General features: G+C 34.4%; 16 protein-coding genes. 10 read left to right on the top strand and 6 right to left on the bottom strand.

What is annotated here, in order from left to right:
* Window positions 1-60: 60 nt before the first annotated feature.
* The 4 genes from ACEN92_RS18315 to ACEN92_RS18300 all read left to right on the top strand — a co-directional run bounded on the left by ACEN92_RS18315 (window position 61) and on the right by ACEN92_RS18300 (window position 5,242).
* Window positions 61-2,946 carry a T9SS type A sorting domain-containing protein gene (locus ACEN92_RS18315; protein WP_495639771.1) on the top strand — a complete coding sequence of 962 codons (2,886 nt, stop codon included), beginning with the start codon at window positions 61-63 and terminating at the stop codon, window positions 2,944-2,946.
* A 239-nt stretch (window positions 2,947-3,185) separates the two neighbouring features.
* Window positions 3,186-4,346 carry a formate-dependent phosphoribosylglycinamide formyltransferase gene (purT, locus tag ACEN92_RS18310; protein WP_495639770.1) on the top strand — a complete coding sequence of 387 codons (1,161 nt, stop codon included), beginning with the start codon at window positions 3,186-3,188 and terminating at the stop codon, window positions 4,344-4,346.
* A gap of 3 nt (window positions 4,347-4,349) precedes the next feature.
* The gene (locus ACEN92_RS18305; RefSeq protein ID WP_495639769.1) at window positions 4,350-4,667 is read left to right on the top strand and encodes a DUF6370 family protein; all 318 of its coding nucleotides are present in this window, start codon (window positions 4,350-4,352) and stop codon (window positions 4,665-4,667) included.
* Window positions 4,667-5,242 carry a Crp/Fnr family transcriptional regulator gene (locus tag ACEN92_RS18300; protein WP_495639768.1) on the top strand — a complete coding sequence of 192 codons (576 nt, stop codon included), beginning with the start codon at window positions 4,667-4,669 and terminating at the stop codon, window positions 5,240-5,242. Before ACEN92_RS18305 ends, ACEN92_RS18300 begins: the two co-directional genes overlap by 1 nt.
* 106 nt (window positions 5,243-5,348) lie before the next feature.
* Here the strand turns inward: ACEN92_RS18300 and ACEN92_RS18295 are convergent, their stop codons facing one another.
* The gene (locus ACEN92_RS18295; RefSeq protein WP_495639767.1) at window positions 5,349-8,417 is read right to left on the bottom strand and encodes a leucine-rich repeat domain-containing protein; all 3,069 of its coding nucleotides are present in this window, start codon (window positions 8,415-8,417) and stop codon (window positions 5,349-5,351) included.
* A gap of 142 nt (window positions 8,418-8,559) precedes the next feature.
* On the opposite strand from ACEN92_RS18295, the gene ACEN92_RS18290 reads away from it, so the two are divergent.
* Window positions 8,560-10,554, top strand: a complete 1,995-nt coding sequence (locus tag ACEN92_RS18290; protein ID WP_495639766.1) for a tetratricopeptide repeat-containing sensor histidine kinase — start codon at window positions 8,560-8,562, stop codon at window positions 10,552-10,554.
* Window positions 10,551-11,171, top strand: coding sequence for a response regulator (locus ACEN92_RS18285; RefSeq protein WP_495639765.1), 621 nt, complete (start codon window positions 10,551-10,553; stop codon window positions 11,169-11,171). The genes ACEN92_RS18290 and ACEN92_RS18285 overlap by 4 nt, the downstream gene beginning before the upstream one ends.
* A gap of 45 nt (window positions 11,172-11,216) precedes the next feature.
* Here ACEN92_RS18285 and aceA read toward each other — a convergent pair whose 3' ends face one another.
* Together aceA and aceB are read right to left on the bottom strand one after the other, a co-directional pair.
* Window positions 11,217-12,497, bottom strand: coding sequence for an isocitrate lyase (aceA, locus tag ACEN92_RS18280; RefSeq protein WP_495639764.1), 1,281 nt, complete (start codon window positions 12,495-12,497; stop codon window positions 11,217-11,219).
* Between the two features lie 160 nt (window positions 12,498-12,657).
* Window positions 12,658-14,259, bottom strand: a complete 1,602-nt coding sequence (gene aceB / locus ACEN92_RS18275; RefSeq protein ID WP_495639763.1) for a malate synthase A — start codon at window positions 14,257-14,259, stop codon at window positions 12,658-12,660.
* A gap of 207 nt (window positions 14,260-14,466) precedes the next feature.
* On the opposite strand from aceB, the gene ACEN92_RS18270 reads away from it, so the two are divergent.
* The 3 genes from ACEN92_RS18270 (at window position 14,467) to ACEN92_RS18260 (ending at window position 17,615) form a co-directional block, all read left to right on the top strand.
* A complete protein-coding gene (locus ACEN92_RS18270; RefSeq protein ID WP_495639762.1) occupies window positions 14,467-15,948 on the top strand; it encodes a helix-turn-helix domain-containing protein in 1,482 nt (493 codons plus the stop codon).
* Between the two features lie 211 nt (window positions 15,949-16,159).
* The gene (locus ACEN92_RS18265) at window positions 16,160-16,876 is read left to right on the top strand and encodes a pirin family protein (RefSeq protein WP_495639761.1); all 717 of its coding nucleotides are present in this window, start codon (window positions 16,160-16,162) and stop codon (window positions 16,874-16,876) included.
* Between the two features lie 205 nt (window positions 16,877-17,081).
* On the top strand, window positions 17,082-17,615 hold the full coding sequence (locus tag ACEN92_RS18260) for a YceI family protein (protein ID WP_495639760.1): 534 nt from the start codon (window positions 17,082-17,084) through the stop codon (window positions 17,613-17,615).
* A gap of 242 nt (window positions 17,616-17,857) precedes the next feature.
* Here the strand turns inward: ACEN92_RS18260 and fabD are convergent, their stop codons facing one another.
* Both fabD and ACEN92_RS18250 read right to left on the bottom strand, forming a co-directional pair.
* A complete protein-coding gene (gene fabD, locus ACEN92_RS18255; RefSeq protein WP_495639759.1) occupies window positions 17,858-18,733 on the bottom strand; it encodes an ACP S-malonyltransferase in 876 nt (291 codons plus the stop codon).
* Window positions 18,734-18,804: 71 nt separating this feature from the next.
* Window positions 18,805-19,167: a DUF983 domain-containing protein gene (locus tag ACEN92_RS18250; RefSeq protein WP_495639758.1), complete on the bottom strand. Its 363-nt coding sequence runs from the start codon at window positions 19,165-19,167 to the stop codon at window positions 18,805-18,807.
* A gap of 94 nt (window positions 19,168-19,261) precedes the next feature.
* Here ACEN92_RS18250 and ACEN92_RS18245 point away from each other — a divergent pair, with 94 nt between their 5' ends.
* Complete coding sequence (locus ACEN92_RS18245) at window positions 19,262-20,125, top strand: AraC family transcriptional regulator (RefSeq protein ID WP_495639757.1); 864 nt, start codon at window positions 19,262-19,264, stop codon at window positions 20,123-20,125.
* Window positions 20,126-20,395: 270 nt separating this feature from the next.
* On the opposite strand, the gene ACEN92_RS18240 is transcribed toward ACEN92_RS18245, so the two are convergent.
* Window positions 20,396-21,829 carry a rubredoxin gene (locus ACEN92_RS18240; RefSeq protein WP_495639756.1) on the bottom strand — a complete coding sequence of 478 codons (1,434 nt, stop codon included), beginning with the start codon at window positions 21,827-21,829 and terminating at the stop codon, window positions 20,396-20,398.
* Window positions 21,830-21,851 lie beyond the last annotated feature (22 nt).

Raw genomic sequence — 21,851 nt, 5'->3', positions numbered from 1 at the left:
AACATACAATTAATGTCATGTTGTAATATAGATTTAACTTAACCAAAACTATATCAATTTATGAAAAAATGGAATTTAGTCCTTATCGGACTGTTACTGTTTTCGCTTACCCGAATGTCAGCACAAGAATATTACATGACTGCACCTATTGGGTATGGCAAAGCAGCAACTGGTGGTGGAAATGCGACACCAACTTTAGTAACAAGCTATACCGAATTAAGTAACGCCTTAACAGCATCTGGTCCGGGAGTGATCCTGATACAAGGCTCTATCCAAATCGATTACCTTAGTGCTCTTGCGACAAACAAAACAATTCTTGGCTTGCCTGGTTCTAAACTATACACAAATGATCAGACTTCAGGAAAATCAGGCATTTTATATTTTAAGCCAGGGAGTACAAATCTTATTATAAGAAATGTAACATTTGTTGGCCCGGGTGCATATGACTCAGATGGGAGGGATTGTCTTACTCTTGATGGTGTTACTAATTGTTGGGTTGACCACTGTGACTTCCAGGATGGAATGGATGGAAACTTTGACAACAAAGGAAATACAGATAATATTACCGTTACATGGTGTAAATTTAGCTACAATAAAGCACCTAAAGCTGGTGGTTCCGGTGGTACTGATGATCATCGATTTACCAACTTAATTGGTTCCAGTTCCTCTAACTATCCACTAAACACAACTTCGGATACTCAATATAGTATTACATGGCAATATTGCTGGTGGGCTGAAGGTTGTGTGGAGCGTCAGGTACGTGCCAGAAATGCTGAATTACATATACTTAATTGTTATTGGAATAGTTCTGTTGCCAATAAATGTATTGGTCTGGAAGATGGTACTAATGGAAAAGGGACACAATGTTATCTTGAAGGAGGTGTATTTGAAACCCCGTCATCAACAAAAAATATTGATGCCTCCTATGGCGGTACACCTGATGTTACTGTTGTAGATTGCGTTGGAAATAATTTAGCTAATAATTCAGCTACTGTTTCAAAACCATCTTATCCTTATACAGCTTTACCTTCATCATCGGTAAAAGCTGCATTAACAGGTAGTTGTGGCGCTGGCGCTACTTTAAATGTAACTATGGCTGGTGTTGTATCTTCTGCTTGTAATAGTAGTACTCCTGCTGCACCAACATTATCACTTTCATCAGGCTCAGCTTCACAAAGTGTAACTGTAAATAGTGCTATTTCAAATATTACATATACTTATGGAGGTTCAGCTACAGGAGCTACAGTTACAGGATTACCTGCCGGTGTATCTTATTCTGTTAGCACTTCTGCAAAAACGGTTACTATCAGCGGAACTCCAACTTCAGTTCAATCTGCTACTTATACTGTTACAACTTCACAATCAAGTGGAAGCGCAGTATCATTATCAGGAACAATTACAACAGTTGCAAATGCTACCTTAGCATTAACAAGCGGCTCAACTAATCAATCCATTGTTTTAGGAAATCCAATCGCAACGATTGTATATACTTATGGAGGTTCAGCTACCGGGGCAGCCGTTACAGGATTACCTGCCGGTGTATCTTATTCTGTTAGCACTTCTGCAAAAACGGTTACTATTAGCGGAACTCCAACTTCAGTTCAATCTGCTACTTATACTGTTACGACTTCACAACCAAGCGGAAGCGTAGCATCGTTATCAGGAACAATTGCAACAGTTGCAAATGCTACCTTAGTATTAACAAGCGGCTCAACTAATCAATCCATCGTTTTAGGAAATCCAATTGCAACGATTGTATATACTTATGGAGGTTCAGCTACAGGAGCTACAGTTACAGGATTACCTGCCGGTGTATCTTATTCCGTTAGCACTTCTGCAAAAACGGTTACTATTAGCGGAACCCCAGCATCAGCAGTATCAAACGCTGCATATACTGTTACAACTTCGCAATCAAGCGGGACTGCAGCATCGTTATCAGGAACAATTACGGCAGTTGCATCTATAACATTAGCGGTTCCTGCAAACATTACAGCTTCGGCTACTCAAACTTCAGCAACTATTAATTGGGATGCCGTAGCCAACGCAACAGGTTATACCGTTAACTTATGCAGCAGCAGCACAACATTAAGCAATGTAGTAATGTTATTAAATTCTACATCTGCAACATCTGCGGGCGTTTATACTTTAAACACCGGTGATCAATATAAAACCTCGGCAACTATTAGTACATCGAGTGCTTGCAGCCCTGCCGGATATACAAACACATATAGAAGTGGTTCTATTAATGACAATGTCTTAAAATTAGTAAATACTACTCGCGTATCTTCTTTAGTGATAGGAGCAAAATCATCTGGTTCAGGTGCAAGAAATCTATTAGGTTACACCATAAATGGAGGAACCCAACTTACTACAGGTATTACTCAAACCGGTGTTGCAACTTGTGGTGAATATGTAATCACCGGCTTAAACTTATTAGCTGGCGATCAAATTGCATTTGTGTTTGATGGTAATGTTCAAATCTCATACTTCATCGCAAAGGTAAGCACTTCTGGTACCGCTACATGTACTGAAACAAATGTTACAGGTACGTCATATACTGCAACCGGGCTTTCAGCAAATACATCAATCTCATACCAGGTTAAAGCTACAAGCACTAGTTCTGCATACATAAACAGCGCATATTCACCTGCTGCAAATATTACAACAAACAGCACAACGGCTCGCTATGCTGTTATGGAAACCGAAAATATTTCAAAACCAGAATTCCAATGTTATCCAACACTGGTGGAAAACGAAATACAAATTTCACTTCCGGAAACTGACAATGCAACAATTACAATTTTTGACCTTGCTGGCCATAAATTAATGACCGTTGCAACTAAAGGAAGAAATACAACCTTAGACCTTTCTTCTTTAAAACATGGAGTATATATTGTATCCGTTTTTCAAAACAAAAACTTCGTGCAACGTATTATTAAAAAATAATCAAATTAAAATTATCCACATCAAAGGCGCTTCTTCGGAGGCGCCTTTTATTTTGGCAAAAAAACTCAGCCTTGTTTTAGCCCAACATTAATCTTCGGCTAAAGGCTCTTGATTATTCAATTTTATTATTCCAGGAAAGCTGGAAACCATTCAAAATCCCTGGCTTTAAAATCTTAAACCATCAATATGTATTGATAAAAATAACTATTTTTGTTTACCGAACATTTCAAAATTCAAAAATGAAAATACTACTCCTCGGTTCAGGTGAATTAGGTAAAGAATTTACAATCGCCGCACAACGAATCGGACAAACCATCATCGCAGTTGACAGTTACGAAAATGCTCCGGCAATGCAGGTTGCACACGGTTTTGAAGTAATCAATATGCTCGATGGCGAAGCTTTAGACCGAATCGTGGCCAAGCACAAACCCGACTTTATTGTTCCGGAAATAGAAGCTATTCGAACCGAACGTTTTTACGATTACGAAAAACAAGGCATTACCGTAGTTCCTTCAGCGAAAGCAGCCAATTTTACTATGAATCGTAAAGCCATTCGCGATTTGGCTTCAAAAGAACTCGGACTAAAAACAGCCAAATATCAATATGCAGCCTCGGCAGATGAACTGCAAAAAGCCGTTCAGGAAGTCGGAATTCCATGTGTGGTAAAACCATTAATGTCTTCTTCCGGAAAAGGGCAATCGACTATTAAAACCAAAAGTGATATCGAAAAAGCCTGGCAATACGCCGTAGCTGGTTCGCGTGGTGATGTGATTGAAGTTATTGTAGAAGCTTTTGTTGACTTCCATTCGGAGATTACACTTTTAACCATTACTCAGAATAATAATCCAACTTTGTTTTGTGCTCCTATTGGCCACAGACAAGAACGTGGCGATTATCAGGAAAGCTGGCAGCCCGCAAAAGTTTCTGAAGCCGACTTGTACGAAGCCCGGGATATGGCTGAAAAAATTACGGAAGCTCTTGGCGGCGCAGGACTTTTTGGCGTTGAATTTTTCCTGACTAATGATGGCGTTTATTTCTCTGAACTTTCTCCTCGCCCACACGACACAGGAATGGTAACTTTGGCCGGAACTCAAAATTTTAATGAATTCGAATTGCATTTAAGAACGATTTTGAGTCTTCCAATTTTCGAAATTACGTTAGAAAAAGCCGGAGCAAGTGCCGTAATTTTAGCATCTGAAGATTCAACAAATCCAACATTTACCGGAGTCGAAAAAATGGCTGCTTTACCAAAAACCGATTTCAGAATTTTTGGCAAACCTACTTCAAGACCGTATCGCAGAATGGGGGTCGTTTTAAGTCATGATTCGTTAATAACTCCAATCGAAGAAATCACAGAACGAGCCAAAGCAACATCAAAATTAATAACTGTAAATTCTTAAAAAATGAAAAAATTAGTATTTTTAGTATTGTTATTTGCCGGTATTTCGATGCAGGCCCAAAATAAAAAAAAGATTGAAAAACCTCAAATCGTTGAAGCTTCCTGCGGAGAATGTAAATTCGGAATGAAAGGTAAAAGTTGCGATTTAGCCGTCCGTATTGATGGAAAAAGCTATTTTGTTGACGGAACTACAATTCACGATCATGGCGATGCACATGCAGAAGATGGTTTTTGTAATGCCGTTAGAAAGGCTTCTGTTACCGGAGAAATTATTGGAAATCGTTTTAAAGCGACTTCATTTACTTTAATAGCAGAAAAATAATGTCATTAATACTTGACAATATAGCCAAACACATTTCGCTGACTCCGGAAGAACAGGCTCTTTTTTTATCTAAAACAGAAACTCATACTTACAAAGCCAAAACCATTTTATTGAATGCCGGCGAAGTTTGCAGGCATTCGTATTTTGTAAATTCCGGAATTTTAAGAAGCTTCAACATCAACGATAATATTGTTGAGCATGTGCTTGCCTTTTCTTGTTCAGGCTGGTGGATGAGTGATATGTATAGTTATTTTTCGCAAAAACCCGGACAGCTTTTTATAGAAGTTTTAGAAGATGCAGAAGTAGTTTCATTATCCAAAGAAAATCAGGACCAATTATATTTGGAAATTCCTAAACTGGAACGTTTTTTCAGAATTCTAATCGAAAATTCATTAGTCGCGAATCAACAAAGATTAATGGATAATTTAAGTTTATCAGCCGAAGAGCGTTTTGAGAAATTTTGTGCCAAATATGGAACACTGGTACATAAAGTTCCGCAAAAACAGATTGCTTCTTTTATAGGAGTTACGCCTGAGTTTTTCAGCAAAATGAAAGCCAGATTGTTGAAGAAATAATTGATTTACAATTTCACCATAATCTTAAAAATAAAAAAGCTCCGAAACTCAATTGCAATAATTGAATTTCAGAGCTTTTTAAACTAATTAAATTTTTATCTAAATATTATTTTTTCAAAACTTTTACTGTTTTTTCTGATCCGTTTGAAGTTAATTTCACAAGATACAAACCTGCAGTCAAATCAGATAAATCAACTACATTGCTGGTGTTGCCATCTTTATAATTGATTGTTTTTACAATATTCCCAAGCAAGGTAATAACGGTAACTTTGTCTAAAATTATATTATTAATGTACAATTCTCCATTCGTAGGATTAGGCGCTATTGATACATTTTCTAAAGTATTATCACCAGTTCCAAGAGAAACATTTTCTAAATAAACTGCCGAAGCATCTTTGTAAGCCATCCAATTAGTATCAGAATAAGACTTATTGTCAACCAAAATAACTAAAGCAGGATCATTCGCCTGAAAACCAAAGATTCCGATTGGATAGGTTACTGATTTACTTTTTGCACTTTTAGCTACATTCGCGGTTTCTATACTTGTATTATTCCCATTTTTCAGATTTACCGATTTCAATTGATTATTTTGGCAATTAATATTGGTTAATTGAGTATTTTGAGATACATCAAGTGTAACAAGCTGGTTAGAATAACAATTTAAGTATCTTAATTCAGGATTGCTGCTTACCTCTAATGCTGACACGCTATTATTACCCAAATCCAAAGTTGTTAAAACTGTGTTTTTAGAAACATCCAAAAATACCAACTGATTATCAACACAATGTAAATCAGTAAGTTTGATATTTTTAGTCACATCTAAACTAACTAATTCATTATTATTTAAAACCAGGTATACTAACTCTGTATTTTTTGAAACATTAATATCTGTCAGGTTATTATTTCGACAATCAATATGCGTTAATTGAGTATTTTGAGATAAATCAAGTGTAACAAGATGATTGTTGTAACAACTTAAATTTGTTAACTGCGTATTTTTTGAAAGGTCAAGTTTGGTTAGATTTACATTATTTATTAAATCTAATGAAGTTAAGGCTGTAAAATCCTGTAATCCTGTAAAATCTGCAATAGTACTGTCATAAATATCTAAATCGGTAAGAGAATTAATCTCATATGTTGGTACTTTACCATCAACAATTCCTGAATCTATATTGTTATCTATTAAAAATTGCTCAAAAGCTGCATCGGGTATGGCAGTATATTGTGTACAACCTGTTTCAGAAAAAACCGTATCAGAATCTGAATTTGTCTGCCAAATAAAATTTAATCCTTCTCCATCATCAAACGTAGTTTGAGTAACCGCTATATTATCAACTTTTATACAAGATAATGAACTACAGTTTTGCGAAGAAAATCGAGTTATAATTTCATTGTGTCCGTTTGCCATATTTACGTTTAACAAGGGACCGCCTAAGAAGACATCTTTCAAGTTAGGATTGTTATGAAAGTCTAAAGTTGCTAGTGTATTATCGCTTATGTAAGCTGTGTTTAAAGCTGTATTTTGAGATAAATCAAAACTTTTTAAATTATTATACCCAAAATTAATAGATTCAAGCACCTTGTTATGGCTAAGGTTCACCTTTTTTAAACCTGTATAATAAACAGTAAGATCCTTTAAAGAAGCAAAATCTTCAATACCTGTAATGTCTTCTACTGTAGTATATGCAACACTCAAAGTAGTAACACCAGCAATATTAGCAGTAATCACTTTACCATCTATCACGTCATCATAGCCATTGTTTATTAATACCTGTTCAAAGTTACGATCGGGTATTGCCGTTGTTGGACAGCCTGCAGTATAATAGCTTGCAGTAGCATCTTTATTTAGCCAATTTGTTGTAGCATATTCAATATCGTCAACTTCTATACAACTCAGTTTTGGATTGCTATTGAAAATATTGCCCGCTTCAAATGCAGTTTGATCAGACCTGCCTTTAAGGTTTAAAACACTCAGGTTAGGATTGCCATAACAAGACAATTTAGTAACTAATGGATTTTTAGAAATATCCAGTTTTGTTAATGCCCCATCCGTTATGTTTAATTCCTGTAACTTGGTATTTTTAGAAATATCAATAGTCGTTAAGTTATCATTTCCCTTAATTTCCAGAAAAGTTAAATTAGTGTTTTGAGACAAATCTATTGAAGAAAAAACACCTTCTCCTCCTCTGTTATATTTAAAATGGGTCAATGCAGTAAAATCCTGAATTCCCGTAAAATTACCAATAGGATTATAATCTCCTGTTAAATCAATATTTGTTATGCCGGAAATATCAGATGTCAATACTTTATGGCCAGATACAGTAATACCATTTTGTGTCAAATAATACTCAAAACCAGAATCGGGTATCGCTGTATAAATACCACAATCAGTTTCTGAATAATTCGCCTCAGAGTCTTTCGACCAAATAGGAGTTGGCATTGGAAGCATCATTGGTATCCCAGGCATTCCAGGCATTCCTCCCGGCATAGTAACCATAGTCATCACCATTTTGGTGTTGTTAGTAACCGCAAGATTATCTACTTTTATACACGATAACAAACTACAATTTCGGGCAGAAAAATTAGTAACATTAGCATTGTTTCCGTTTGCCATATTTAAATTAACCAAATTAGAATTATTGTTAATAATTACACTTGTTAATGCTGTATTGTTGGAAAAGTCTAAAGTTGATAGCTTTGTTCCACTTATCTCTAATGTTGTTATAGCAGTATTAGCTGAAATATCTAATGCTTTTAAATTATAGGAATTGCCAAAATTTATATCGGTCAAAGCTAAATTGTGTGAAAGATCGATCGTCTTTAAGCTATTTCCATAAAGTGATAGTCTTCTAAGCTCCGTTAATGCTGATAAATCCATACTCGTTGCAGGAGCATACCCAGTAGTAAGGCTGGTTAAAGCTTTAAAATCCTGAAGGCCTGTAAAGTCTCTGATATCTACATAATATAGATCCAATTCCGTAACCCCACTAATATCTGCTGTTGCTACCTGATGGTTTAAAAGCCCATCGGTATCAATATTGTTATTAATCAGCCATTGTTCAAAAGTCGTGTCGGGTATGGAGGTGACTTGCGCTTGCAGGCAGTTAAAGCCAAATAACAGTAAAATAAGCATCAAATGATTGCTGTTTTTCAGAAAGAGTAATTTTTTTTTCATAGATTAATTTTTATAATTATTAATATGCAGCAGCAAAGTTGATATTATAATAAATAAAATCATGCAAGGGGTAACCCCTGATTATTTCCTCAAGAGTTGAAATTCATTTGAAATAGATACATTTGCTAAAAATATATTTTAAATGAGTAATCCATATGTACGCAGTTTATTAATTGCAGCATTTATACTTTTTTTAGGCTGTAGTGATAAGAAAGAAAATGATGTTGTTTTTATAAAAGAAGAACCTGTTAAAGAAGATGCCGTTAAAGCATGGCTGCACAAAGTAGAAAACTATAAAAAAAGCGATAACTATTTAGTAGTCTTTCATAAGTATTACAATCAAAAAATTAAGGAGAAAAAATATTTAAATGCAGCAGAAGTTTTAGACTTCGCCTGTGTATATCTTGCAGATTCTTATGATTTTAACGACCGGTTTATGGCAACCGTCAAGCAATTTGATGCTAAATACAGAGAAGAATTACCTGCACTAAAAACTACTTTTGTAGATGCTTATCTGGCTAATTATTATTATGATAAATACAATTTAAAAAAAGCATGCGATTATTTTAGAAAAATAACAGCACTAGAACCCAACAATTACGATAGCTGTTATAACATAGCCAGAGCTTACTACGATTTGTCTTATATTTATTATGTAATGGGCAAACAAAATTTAAGTCTGCTTGCCAATCAAAAATCTTTCGAATATTTCAGCAAAATAGATAATCCAAAAGGTTTGGCTTTTGTTTATTCGAATTATGCTAATATCTATACAGCAATCGGGGACAAGAAAAGAGCCATTGAAAATGCTGATAAAGCTATTCAGGCATATAAAAAAATTGACAACACCTATAACGTTTATATTGGCCTAATTAATAAAATTTCGATTTATGAATATTTAAAAGATAAACGCGAAAGGCCATTAATCGATTCTGTTTATCAGGCTTTTATTAGTAGCAAAGACGAGAGTAAAATATTAAAAATAAAAATATTTGATTTCAAGGCAGAAAATTTAATTCATGAGAACAAATTATTGGAAGCTAAAAAAATACTTGATGACTTAAAACCAATTGTCGAAGAAATAAATTCTGATGATTTAACTCAGGAGTATAAAGTAACGTCTGCATTGTATAAAATAAAAAAGAACCCTGGCTATTCTAATTTTACAGACATAAAAAAAGCATTACCAACTTTAATCAGCAACCAGCAATACGAAAAAGTGAATATGTTTTATGGCTTACTGCAAAACAATGCCATTCAAAATAAAGACTATAAAAGTGCTCTGGCCTATGAAGCTGAAAAGAAAATTATTGCAGACAGTATAGGAAACATAATTACCCGAATAAAAACAGTTGAACTTGAAAAAAAATATCAAACTGAAAAGAAGGCCCAACAGTTAAAAATAAAAGAACAAACCATTACAAATAAAAATACAACAATTGCGCTGTTAGGATCAGGTTTAATAGGAATTCTACTTATAAGTTTTGCATTCAATTTAACACAGAAACAAAAAAAATTGCATCTTGAAAAACAAAATGCGCAATTATACACCAAACAATTATTAGAAAAAACTGAAGAAGAGCGCAAACGAATAGCCAGCGATTTGCACGATAGCGTAAGCCACGAACTGTTAAGTTTAAAAAACTCGCTGGAAGAAAAAACAGACGCTGCGAATAGTAAAATTGACACCATAATCAACGATATTCGTAGTATTAGCCGGAATTTACATCCAATTATGTTTGATAAAATTGGACTAAAAGAAAGTATCAATCAAATGGTGGAGCGTGCACAAGCCGTAAATAATTTTATGGTTACAGCCGATATTGATTACCATACCGTCTTATCTACTTCGGATGAATTACAGATATACCGTATTACGCAAGAAGCCCTGTCAAACATTATTAAATATTCCGATGCCATTGCTGCTAAAATTACTATTGCAGAAACCAAAAACAATATTATCATTGAAATAAAAGACAACGGAAAAGGATTTGATGTGAACGAAACCCTCAATAATAAAAAGTCTTTTGGCTTACACAATATCATTGAACGCAGCCGGGCCATTGGTGGCGAAGCAAAAATAGTTTCAGATAAAAAAGGAACCATCATTACTATCGAAATAAAAAAAACAGCATGAGAATAGTAATTGCAGATGATCATCCGTTTACACTTCAGGGCACAAAAAGTTTTGTAGAATCTTATGGATACAAAGTAATCGATACCTGTTCTAATGGCATTTCGGCATTAAACACCATTAAACTGCATTATCCTGATATCGCTGTTTTAGACATCAATATGCCTGGTTTAGATGGTCTGGACGTTGCCAAAGCTGTCCAGGAAAACAAATTAAAAACAAAAATTATTTTGTTAACCATGCACAAAGAAAGCAGCATATATAAAAAAGCTAAAGAATTTGGCATTTATGGCTATATACTAAAAGAACATGCTCAAAGTGAATTAGAAAAATGCTTGCTGGAAGTAAAAAAAGGAAATCGCTATGTCAGCCTTTTTTTAGAAGATGATTTAATAACAGATGTACCAAATGACACTAATGAATTATCAAAACTGACCTTATCAGAAAGAAAAATTATTGAGCTGATTACGCAACAAAAAACTACGAGACAAATAGCAGAGCTATTATTTTTATCTGAAAAAACTGTTGAAGGACACCGAAGCAAAATAATAGAAAAATTAGGATTGCCAAAAGAAAAAAATGCTCTCTTAATTTGGGCTATCCAAAACGGTAAAAAATAGAAAACACGATCCCGAACAGGATCGTGTTTTTGTTTGAATTAAAAATTAAAATTGCTCAACCTCCGTAGAATGTTTCATTGCTGTTGTTGAAGACCTTCCTATCGTTACTGTATTTTGTACCGCATCAAAATAAGAAGTTCCAACAAAAGCCTGATGTTTTACAGCTCTGAATCCGTTTTTCTGCAAAGCAAATTCTCTTTCCTGTAATTCAGAATAGCCTGCCATTCCGCGTTCTTTGTATGCCTTGGACAATTCAAACATACTGGTATTCAAAGCATGAAACCCTGCTAAAGTGATAAACTGGAATTTGTACCCCATTGCAGCCAGATCTTCTCTAAAAGTTTCCATTTCTTTTACTGATAATTTTGCAGCCCAGTTAAAAGAAGGCGAACAATTGTAGGCCAGCATTTTATCGGGGAATTGTTTTTTTATGGCATCAGCAAACTTTTTAGCATACACTAAATCAGGATTACTGGTTTCCATCCAAATCAAATCAGCATAAGGAGCATAACTCAAACCTCTGGCAATTCCCTGCTCAATACCACTTTTTACATAAAAAAAGCCTTCGTTTGTTTTTTCACCTGTAATAAATTTAGCATCTCTTGGATCAGCATCACTGGTCAGTAAATTAGCGGCATCGGCATCTGTTCTTGCTACTATCAAAGTTGAAACCCCCATAACATCTGAAGCCAAGCGTGCGGCAATTAACTTATTAATAGCTTCCTGTGTCGGAACCAAAACCTTCCCTCCCAGATGCCCGCATTTTTTGGCAGAACTTAACTGATCTTCAAAATGAACTCCGGATGCTCCCGCTTCAATCATAGATTTCATTAATTCGAAAGCATTTAAATTTCCTCCAAAACCAGCTTCGGCATCAGCCACAATTGGTACTAGATAATCTTTTTTATCTTCAACTTCATTTACGGTTTGAATTTGATCAGCACGCAGTAAAGCATTATTAATTTTTTTTACCACCATCGGAACGCTGTTTACCGGATAAAGCGATTGGTCCGGATACATTTCTCCAGCCAGATTCGCATCTGCAGCTACTTGCCAGCCACTTAAGTAAATCGCTTCTAATCCTGCATCAACTTCCTGAATCGCCTGATTTCCGGTTAAAGCGCCCAAACCGGCAACATAATCCTGACTTTTTAACTTTCTCCATAATTTTTGCGCTCCCATTTTGGCAATAGAATGCTCAATTTGATAAGAACCCTGCAACGTAACCACTTCTGTAGCTGTATAAGGGCGCTCAACACCTTTCCATCTCGGGTTCGTAATCCAATCGTTAATCAATTCCTGAATTCTGTCTTCTGTTGTTTTCATAAATAATATAGTTATAAGTGGTTAGTAAAGCATTTTTATAAAAGAATTATAAATTAAAAATTGAGAATTAAAAAGCTGCTGTATCCGCTAAATCTGCGTGAAAAAAATAATTTTTAATTTTTAATTAAAATCTATGTGTTTAAATTAAGTCAATGTTTTTTTATAAATATTTGTAACATGGAATGGTCAAAAAGTCAACAAAATCAGTATTCACAACCAATCTATCCAATACTTTTTCTGCTAAAGGAAATTGACGTTTTTCGTAATTTTCTTCACCCAATTCCGTTTTTATTTTATTGTATTCATCTAAAGCCAATTCGTGATAATAGGCTAAATCCAATTGTCTGCCATTATCCAAAACCACTTTATTCTGAAGCCATTGCCACAATTGTGATCTCGAAATTTCGGCAGTTGCCGCATCTTCCATCAAGTTGTGTAAAGCAGCCGCACCCTGACCGTTGAGCCACGAAGCGAGATACAAAACACCAACATTGATATTTTTTCGAACACCATTTTCAGTAATGATTCCAATTGGCGGTTCAATCAAATCAGCTTCCGTTATTTTGCGATGTTCTCTTTTAATATGAATCTGATTTGGAGTTGGCATTCCCGTGTCAAAGACAGCCTTAGCTAACGGAACCAAATCCGGATGCGCTACCCAGGTTCCGTCGTGACCGTTTTGAACTTCACGTTCTTTGTCGGTTTTTACTTTTGCGAAAGCAACGGCATTAGCCTCTTCATTATTTTTAATCGGAATTTGTGCTGCCATTCCGCCAATAGCATGGATACCTCTTTTATGGCACCTCTGAATAACCAGATTCGAATATGCATTCATAAAAGGTGAAGTCATATTTACCTGATCCCGATCGGGAACAATAAACTTTGGATTCTTACGGAATTTCTTGATATAGGAAAAAATATAATCCCAACGCCCGCAATTCAATCCCACAATATGTTCTTTCAGTTCGTAGATAATTTCATCCAACTGAAAACTGGCTGTTATAGTTTCGATAAGTACGGTAACCTTGATTGTACCACGCGATAATTTCAAATAATCTTCGGTAAAATCAATTACATTATTCCACCAGCGTGCTTCCAGATAATGTTCCAATTTTGGAATATAGAAATACGGACCGGAATTGTTTTCTAAAAGCTTTTTATGATTATGAAAAACATACAAACCAAAATCTATTAAGGAACCAGAAACCTCTTTTCCTTCGATTAAAAGATATTTTTCCGGTAAATGTAAACCCCGAGGTCGTACAATTAAAGTGGCAATCTTCTCATTTAATTGATATGTTTTATTTTTTGAGGCATCGGTATATGAAATTGTTTTATTGACTGCATCTATTAAATTAACCTGACCGTCCATTAAATTTTTCCAGGTTGGAGACGTACTGTCTTCAAAATCTGCCATAAATGTTTTTGCTCCTGAATTCAAAGCATTGATAATCATTTTACGATCAACCGGTCCGGTAATCTCAACTCTTCTATCCAGTAAATCTTTCGGAATTTCTCCGGCTGTCCAATTACTTTCTCTGATACTTTTGGTTTCTAAAGGAAAAACAGGCATGACGCCCTGATCAAAAGCCGTTTGTTTTTGTTCGCGCTGCAACAATAATAATTTTCGTTGAGATTCGAATTTTCGATGCAAATCAATTATAAAAGCAATTGCCTCATCTGTCCAAATGTTTGGATAAGAAAGGTTCTTTCCGGCTAAAAATTCCATTGCCGTTTCTGTAATCTCTAATTGGTTTTTCATAGCTGTAAATTTTAATTTTTGATTGTTCATGTGTTATTGCTACAATGTATTTCTATCTTAAAAACATTTTTACAACAGGAATTTTTTATAGCTAATAAGTTTTACACTACAATGTTAGGGAAAAGTTTTTTACAAAACAAGCGAACGTTCGCTAAATATTAAAAATAATTTTTTGGCGTTTATTTCATAAATAGCTATATTTGATTTATGGATATCGAAAAAGACTATATAAAGCTGATCTTTGGACTAAAACTCAAACAAGTCAGAACACAAAAAAATCTTTCACTTTTTGGCTTAGCCAAATTGACGAATCTTTCAAAATCGTATTTAAACGAAATTGAAAAGGGAAAAAAATATCCAAAAGGAGATAAGATTCTGCTTTTATGCAAAACTCTGGAGGTTACTTACGACCAGATGGTGTCTTTAAAACTCGATAATAACCTCGCTCCAATTGGCGAAATTTTAAAATCGGGCATTTTAAAAGAAATCCCGCTGGATCTTTTTGGTATTCAGGAAGCCGATTTAATTGACATTATTGCAAATGCTCCTGCAAAAGTCAATGCTTTTATCAGTACTATTATTGAAATTGCACAACATTATAATTTAAGCCGGGAAAGTTTCTTTTTGGCTGCATTGCGTTCTTATCAGGAAGCACACAGTAATTACTTTGAAGATTTAGAAAATAAGGTAATTGCTTTTTCTAAATCTTTTCAGATTAATTTAGATTCTAAAATTAGTATTGAAGAATTAGAAGCAATTTTAAAAGAAGAATATGAATACACTATAAAAGAAATCTCTTTTACCGATCAGGAAGCTTTGGAAGATTTACGTTCTATTTATGTTCCGAAAAGTAAAACATTATTACTTTCTACCGAAATTGACAACCCTCAAAGGGCTTTTATTTTAGCCAAAGAAATTGCTTATAATTATCTGAAAATCTCTGATCGTTTACTGACTTTCAGCTGGATTAAATTTGATAATTTCGATCAGGTCTTACACAATTTTTATGCTTCTTATTTTGCGGGGGCTTTATTATTACCCAGACAATTGGTTGTTGGCAAAGTAAATACTTTCCTTAATAATGAAAAACCAAATCCCGAAGAATTTATTGCTTTGATTGAAAGTTTTGAAGTCTCTCCTGAATCCTTTTACCAGAGGTTAACCAATTTGCTGCCAAAAGATTTTCAGCTAAAAAATTTATTCTTTCTGAGAATGTCTCATAAAATTGGTTCTGATGTCTATCTAATCAAAAAAGAATTACACATTACCAATCAGCAGGAACCTCATGCCAACGAAGCTAACGAGCATTATTGCAGAAGATGGGTTTCGGTAAAAACTATAGACGAAGCCATCAGGCAAAATAAGCCTCATTTTTTCGATGCCCAAATTTCGAGTTATACACATAGCGGAAATGAGTACCTGGTTTTTTCATCAGCAACAAAAGATCCTTTTTTACATAATACCATTCGAAGTATTTCTGTTGGAATTCTGATCACACCGGCAATGAAAAAGAAATTCAAATTCATCGAAGGCAAACCACTTTTAAAACGAATTGTAGGCGTTACCTGCGAAACCTGCGATGTAAAAGATTGCCTGGAAAGAGCAGCGCCGCCCATTGCACTGGAAAAGAGAAAACGCCATGAGAATACTGATGTGGTTGTACAGCAGTTTATTTCGCAGTATAGTTAAGAAATTTTAGATTGTTGATTTTAGATTTCTTCGATGATAAACAGCAGGGCCACATTGTCTTTAACAAACTAAGACAAAGAATTTCAACCTTTGAACCTCTGCAACTTTGAACCTTTAAACCTTCCCAAAAAACTTTCTTAATCTACATTAAGTGCATTTCGTTGATGTTGATTGTAAATTTGTACTATAAAAATAACAAAACATACAAATCATGGAAAATATAGTATTGCACAAAGCAGAAACAAGAGGAAATGCAAATCACGGATGGCTAAACGCTTATCACAGTTTTAGTTTTGCAAGCTGGTACAATCCGGAAAGAATTCAGTTTGGGGCACTTCGCGTTTTGAATGATGACACAATTGCGGGCGGAATGGGTTTTGGAACACATCCTCACGATAATATGGAAATCATTACCATTCCGTTAGAAGGTGATTTAGCCCACAAAGACAGCATGGGAAATACAGAAATCATCAAAAATGGCGATATTCAGGTAATGAGTGCCGGAACCGGAATTCAGCATAGCGAATTTAATCCGAATGCGGACCAGCAGACTAAATTACTACAAATCTGGCTGTTTCCAAATCAACGAAATGTAACACCTCGTTACCAGCAAATAACCTTGGATGTTGCGGACAGACATAATAAATTAGCTCAGGTTTTATCACCAAATGCTGACGATGAAGGAGTTTGGATTCATCAGGACGCCTGGTTTAATATGGGTAATTTTGATGCCGGAACTGCAACAGAATATAAAATTAAAAAAGAAGGAAACGGAGTTTACGCTTTTGTTTTAAAAGGAAACGTAACTATCAACGGTCAGGAATTAAATACCCGTGATGCGGTTGGAATTTCAGGAACTGATACTTTAGAAATTAAGGCCAATACAGATGCAGAATTTTTATTGATGGATATTCCTATGAACTATTAATTCATAAAAACACAACATATTCTTTTTTAAAACCGATAGACAGATTCCGAAAGGTTTTGTTTGTCGGTTTTTAAATTTTACAAACAATTAAAAATCAGATAATTACGTTTTAATTATTTCTTAATCTAGGTTAAGTGCTACTAGAATACTGTCACCGTAACTTTGTCTTATCAAAATGAAATTATAATATTTAAAAAATAAAATTATGGCAACTACAAAATGGTCAATTGACCCAACTCACTCAGAAATTGGTTTTAAAGTTAAACATATGATGTTTACCAATGTTTCAGGAAAATTTGGAACTTACGATGCGACCATCACTACAGATGGTGATAATTTTGAAAATGCAGCTATCGAATTTTCAGCTGATATTGCTTCTATTGATACTGCAAATGCCGACAGGGATAATCACTTAAAAAGCGGGGATTTTTTTGACGCTGAAAATCATCCAAAATTAACTTTCAAAGCTACTTCATTCAAAAAAATCAATGATGAAAAATATGAAATTACCGGAGATTTAAACATCAGAGGAATTGCTAAAACAGTAACTTTTCCGGTAGAATTTAGCGGAATCCTGACTGATCCATGGGGAAATACAAAAGTAGGTTTAAGTATTGAAGGAAAAATAAACCGTAAAGACTGGGGCTTAAACTGGAACTCAGCTTTAGAAACAGGTGGTGTATTGGTTGGCGAAGAAGTAAAACTGAACATTGAATTACAGTTTGCAAAACAGGCGTAATTATTATCTATTTTATTATGTAATTAGCGCATTGTGTTTTTAGCTTCTAAAAATATTTAGCCACAAATTACACAAATTTTCACAAATTAATTAGTGCTAATTTGTGTAATTTGTGGTTAATAAATAAGTGCTGCAACCTTGCATGCTTTCAGTCTGCAAATGAATATTCACATATAAAGAACCCTTCTTAAACATAATGTCTAAGAAGGGTTTCATTATTTAGATATATTAAATGCTAAAAATTAAGCATTTGCCGTAGCGACTTCTTTATCAATTTTGCCAATCAAACCAGCTAACACTTTCCCTGGACCAACTTCTGTAAACAAAGTAGCACCGTCAGCTATCATTTGCTGAACTGATTGTGTCCATTTTACAGGAGCTGTTAATTGAATGATCAGGTTCTTTTTGATTTCGTTTGCATCAGAAACTGCATTTGCCGTTACGTTTTGATATACCGGACAAATTGGAGTTGAAAAAGTAGTCGCTTCAATAGCTGCTGCCAGTTCTTCTCTTGCAGGTTCCATCATTGGGGAGTGAAATGCTCCTCCAACCGGTAAAATCAATGCTCTTTTTGCTCCGGCAGCTTTCATAGCTTCACAAGCTTTTTCAACTGCTGAAGTTTCTCCTGAAATTACTAATTGTCCCGGACAGTTATAATTTGCCGCTACTACAATTCCGTCAATAGAAGCGCAAACTTCTTCCACCACATTATCTGCCAATCCTAAAACTGCAGCCATTGTTGAAGGTGTTATTTCGCAGGCTTTTTGCATTGCCAAAGCACGTTGTGAAACTAATTTCAGGCCGTCTTCAAAAGATAAAGTTTCGTTGGCAACCAAAGCTGAAAATTCTCCTAAAGAATGTCCTGCTACCATTTCAGGTTTAAAATCATCGCCCAATGTTTTAGCTAAAATTACCGAATGTAAAAATACCGCTGGTTGTGTTACTTTAGTTTCCTTTAGTTCTTCGGCAGTGCCTTCAAACATGATATCTGTAATTCTGAAACCTAAAATTTCATTGGCTTTTTCAAATAATTCTTTTGCCAATGGGGATGTTTCATATAAGTCTTTGCCCATTCCTGTAAATTGTGCGCCCTGACCCGGAAATACGTATGCTTTCATTTGTCTAATTTAAGATTGATATTTTTAAATTGAAAAATTAGTTTCAATTGAAAGGCAAAAATAACATTTTTTTAGCTCGTATAATCCTTAAACATATAAATCCATAATAATCTTGAAAATCGAAGATTAAAGAAGGAGAATGCAATAATAACCGCAGCAATAATTGGAATAATTCGTAAGTCAAACGTTTTTTCGAAGAAAAACTGCGCAACACAATACGTAGCAATGGCTTGTGCAACAGTCAACCCGTAATTGACGTACATTGCTCCGAAAAAATAACCCGGCTCTTTTTGAAATTTATAATTACAATGAATGCAGTGTTCGTTCATTTTTGGAAAGCCAAAATTCAGGAAAATATTCTTGTCTTTAAAAACTTTTCCTTTATGACAATTTGGACATTCGTTTTTCAAAATATGGACTAGTGTATTTGACATGACTTTGTTACTTTTATTTAAACAAAGATATATCAGATTCTACTGCAACCTTTTTTATATCTTCGCCACTTATAGCACAATAAAGACATTTACCATGAAGAAATATCCAATTTATAGTGTCCGGAATTTTAGCTGCAACGATATTCATCGTGATTTTTATGTAAATACTTTTAAGGAGCATTTAAAAAGCCACAGTTTTGTCGAAGAACCTCATCGTCATGATTCGTATCTGATGGTCTTTTTTATGAATGGCTCCGGAGTCCATGAAGTCGATTTTGACCGGTTTGAAATTAAAAAAGGGAGTTTATTTGTTTTACAGCCCGGACAAATGCATCATTGGAGTTTATCTGATGATATTGAAGGATTTGTAGTTATATTTTCGCAGGAACTTTACAATCTATATTTCGGACAGAAAAAAATCAATGATTATAATTTTTATCATTCGATTCATAATCGGCCGGAAATGCTTTTTGAAGCGGAAGAAATTCCAAAGATTTTGCCTTATTTTAAATTATTAACGGAAGAAAACAAGCAAAATAATAATTTTCAATTGGATAAAATGCTGAATTTACTGGATTGTATTCATATCGAAATTGCCCAAAAATATAGTGAAACCTATTCGCATCAAACACATTCGTATAATATCAAAATCAACACTTTTGAAAAGCTTTTGGAACAGCATTTTAAAGAAAATAAATCACCATCGTTTTATGCTGAAAAATTAAATATCACGCTAAAGCATCTGAACCGGATTTGTAACGAAATTTTACAAAAAACAGCTACCGAAGTCATTATGGATCGGGTAATTCTTGAAATCAAACGTATGTTAACTAATAAGCAACTCGCTGTAAATGAAGTTGCGTCTGCTGTCGGCTACGACGATTATTCCTATTTTTCAAGAGTTTTCAAAAAACAAACCGGAGTTTCTCCGACAGCATTTCGGGATCTAAAAAAGTAAAAATTAAAACCATATAAGTCCTATAAGTTTATTAAAACTGTGGCTTATATTCTGTTATCAAAAAGCATTTCGACTTCGCTCAATGTGACAAAGTATTAAAACTTAATTTTTCTTTGAAATCTTATATGATTTAAATTGTTCATTCAAAAAAAGAACGCAAAATATTTTGGCTTCACTTAACGGGACAAAGAGATAAAACTTAAATTCTCTTACACCTCTTATATGGTTGAAAATAATTCGTTCCGATAAAAGCTGTAAAACGTTAAAAAACTACGTAGTAACCGATTCTAAAATCTTAAAATTGCTTTTTGGGGCTTCACATAAGGAACAGCAATATGTTTCGGATAAATCGGTAAATAAAATACCTTTTGGAATGTTCTGGGTTTGGTCTCCGTATTCCGGATTATAAAGAGAAAGACATTCCTGGCATTGGTAAATATCTAATTGTGGTTTTTCTTTTTTCTGATTATTTTCGACAGTTTCAGGAATTAAATTTCCTAATCCTTCAAAATATTTCCTGCTCAATTCAATTAGAACTGTAGGCAGCTCCAATTTATCGATATCCTGCGAATGCACAATATATTCGCGCGTATTTGGATCAAAATTTTTCGCAAATAAAACATTATAAGTGTCACGAATTTTAATAGATTCCAAATCTTTAGGCAGATCATTTTTTTCAATTACAATCGAAGTAAAATAATGTCCTTCACGATTGTATTCCGACAAACCGAAATTTAATCCGTAGGTACTGATATCAAATTGATCAAGTGTGCGGACCAAAAAGGTCTTAAGGTTCAATGCCCATTCCATAGCTACCGGCAAATGCCAGTTAAGTTCTAAAAGTGAATGACGGACATTGATTCCTTTTTTACCTAAAAACTTCTCCCATTCCAGTTTTCGATCTTTCGGAATTCCTTTTACGATAAATGATTTCCAGGGTGTAATACATATTTTTCCGATTTTACAATCGAAACATAAATCACACATTTCTTTCAGAAACTCTAAATCATAAAGATTATTTCTCCAATATAAGCCAAGCCAATACTGATCAATCCCCATTCTGTTCATTCCTTCATAATATGGAAAAGGATAAAATGGAACATTTAAAGGCTTATCAATAGTCCTGTTATTAGTGTCTAAAGCTTCACTTGCCAGACTAAAAATCATATCTATTCCGCAAGATTCCTCAGTCGTAACAATACGTTCAATTTCATAATAAAATTGCGCAATATCCCAGCTGTAAATCAACACAGGATATACTTCCATACGCTGCCATTTAGGCAAACGAATGTACAGATACCAATAATCTTCATGCTCAGAGGCAATAAAATTAAGATGCCCTGTAAACAACGGAACCAATTGCTGTTTAGGGTCATTGATATTTACTTTAAGTTTGGGCTGGTCTTTGAAAAGCTCTAAAATATATAGAAACTTATTTCCTGTAAGCCAGTTGGTATTTCTAAAAATATCTGTAGAAACATAAGAGGAAACGATATTATTACCGCTTTTTTCATCGGGAAAAACAAAATGATGTTTACCCATTTTTTCTTTATCCAAAGCTGTAAAACCTTTTGGAAAAATAATATCTTGTCTTGAACCAAATGAAATTGAATCTAAACCCTGATCCATTGCCATATTAACAACTTCTCTAAGTTCACCCGGCGAAATAACGCCCCCTTTTACTATTAATCTCGTTAATTCCATGTCTTTAATTTTGTTTCAAGTT

It is taken from the genome of Flavobacterium sp. Flavsp81, from assembly GCF_059491325.1.
Note: the sequence above shows the minus strand (reverse complement) of the source record. Positions and strands in the feature narration are given on the sequence as shown.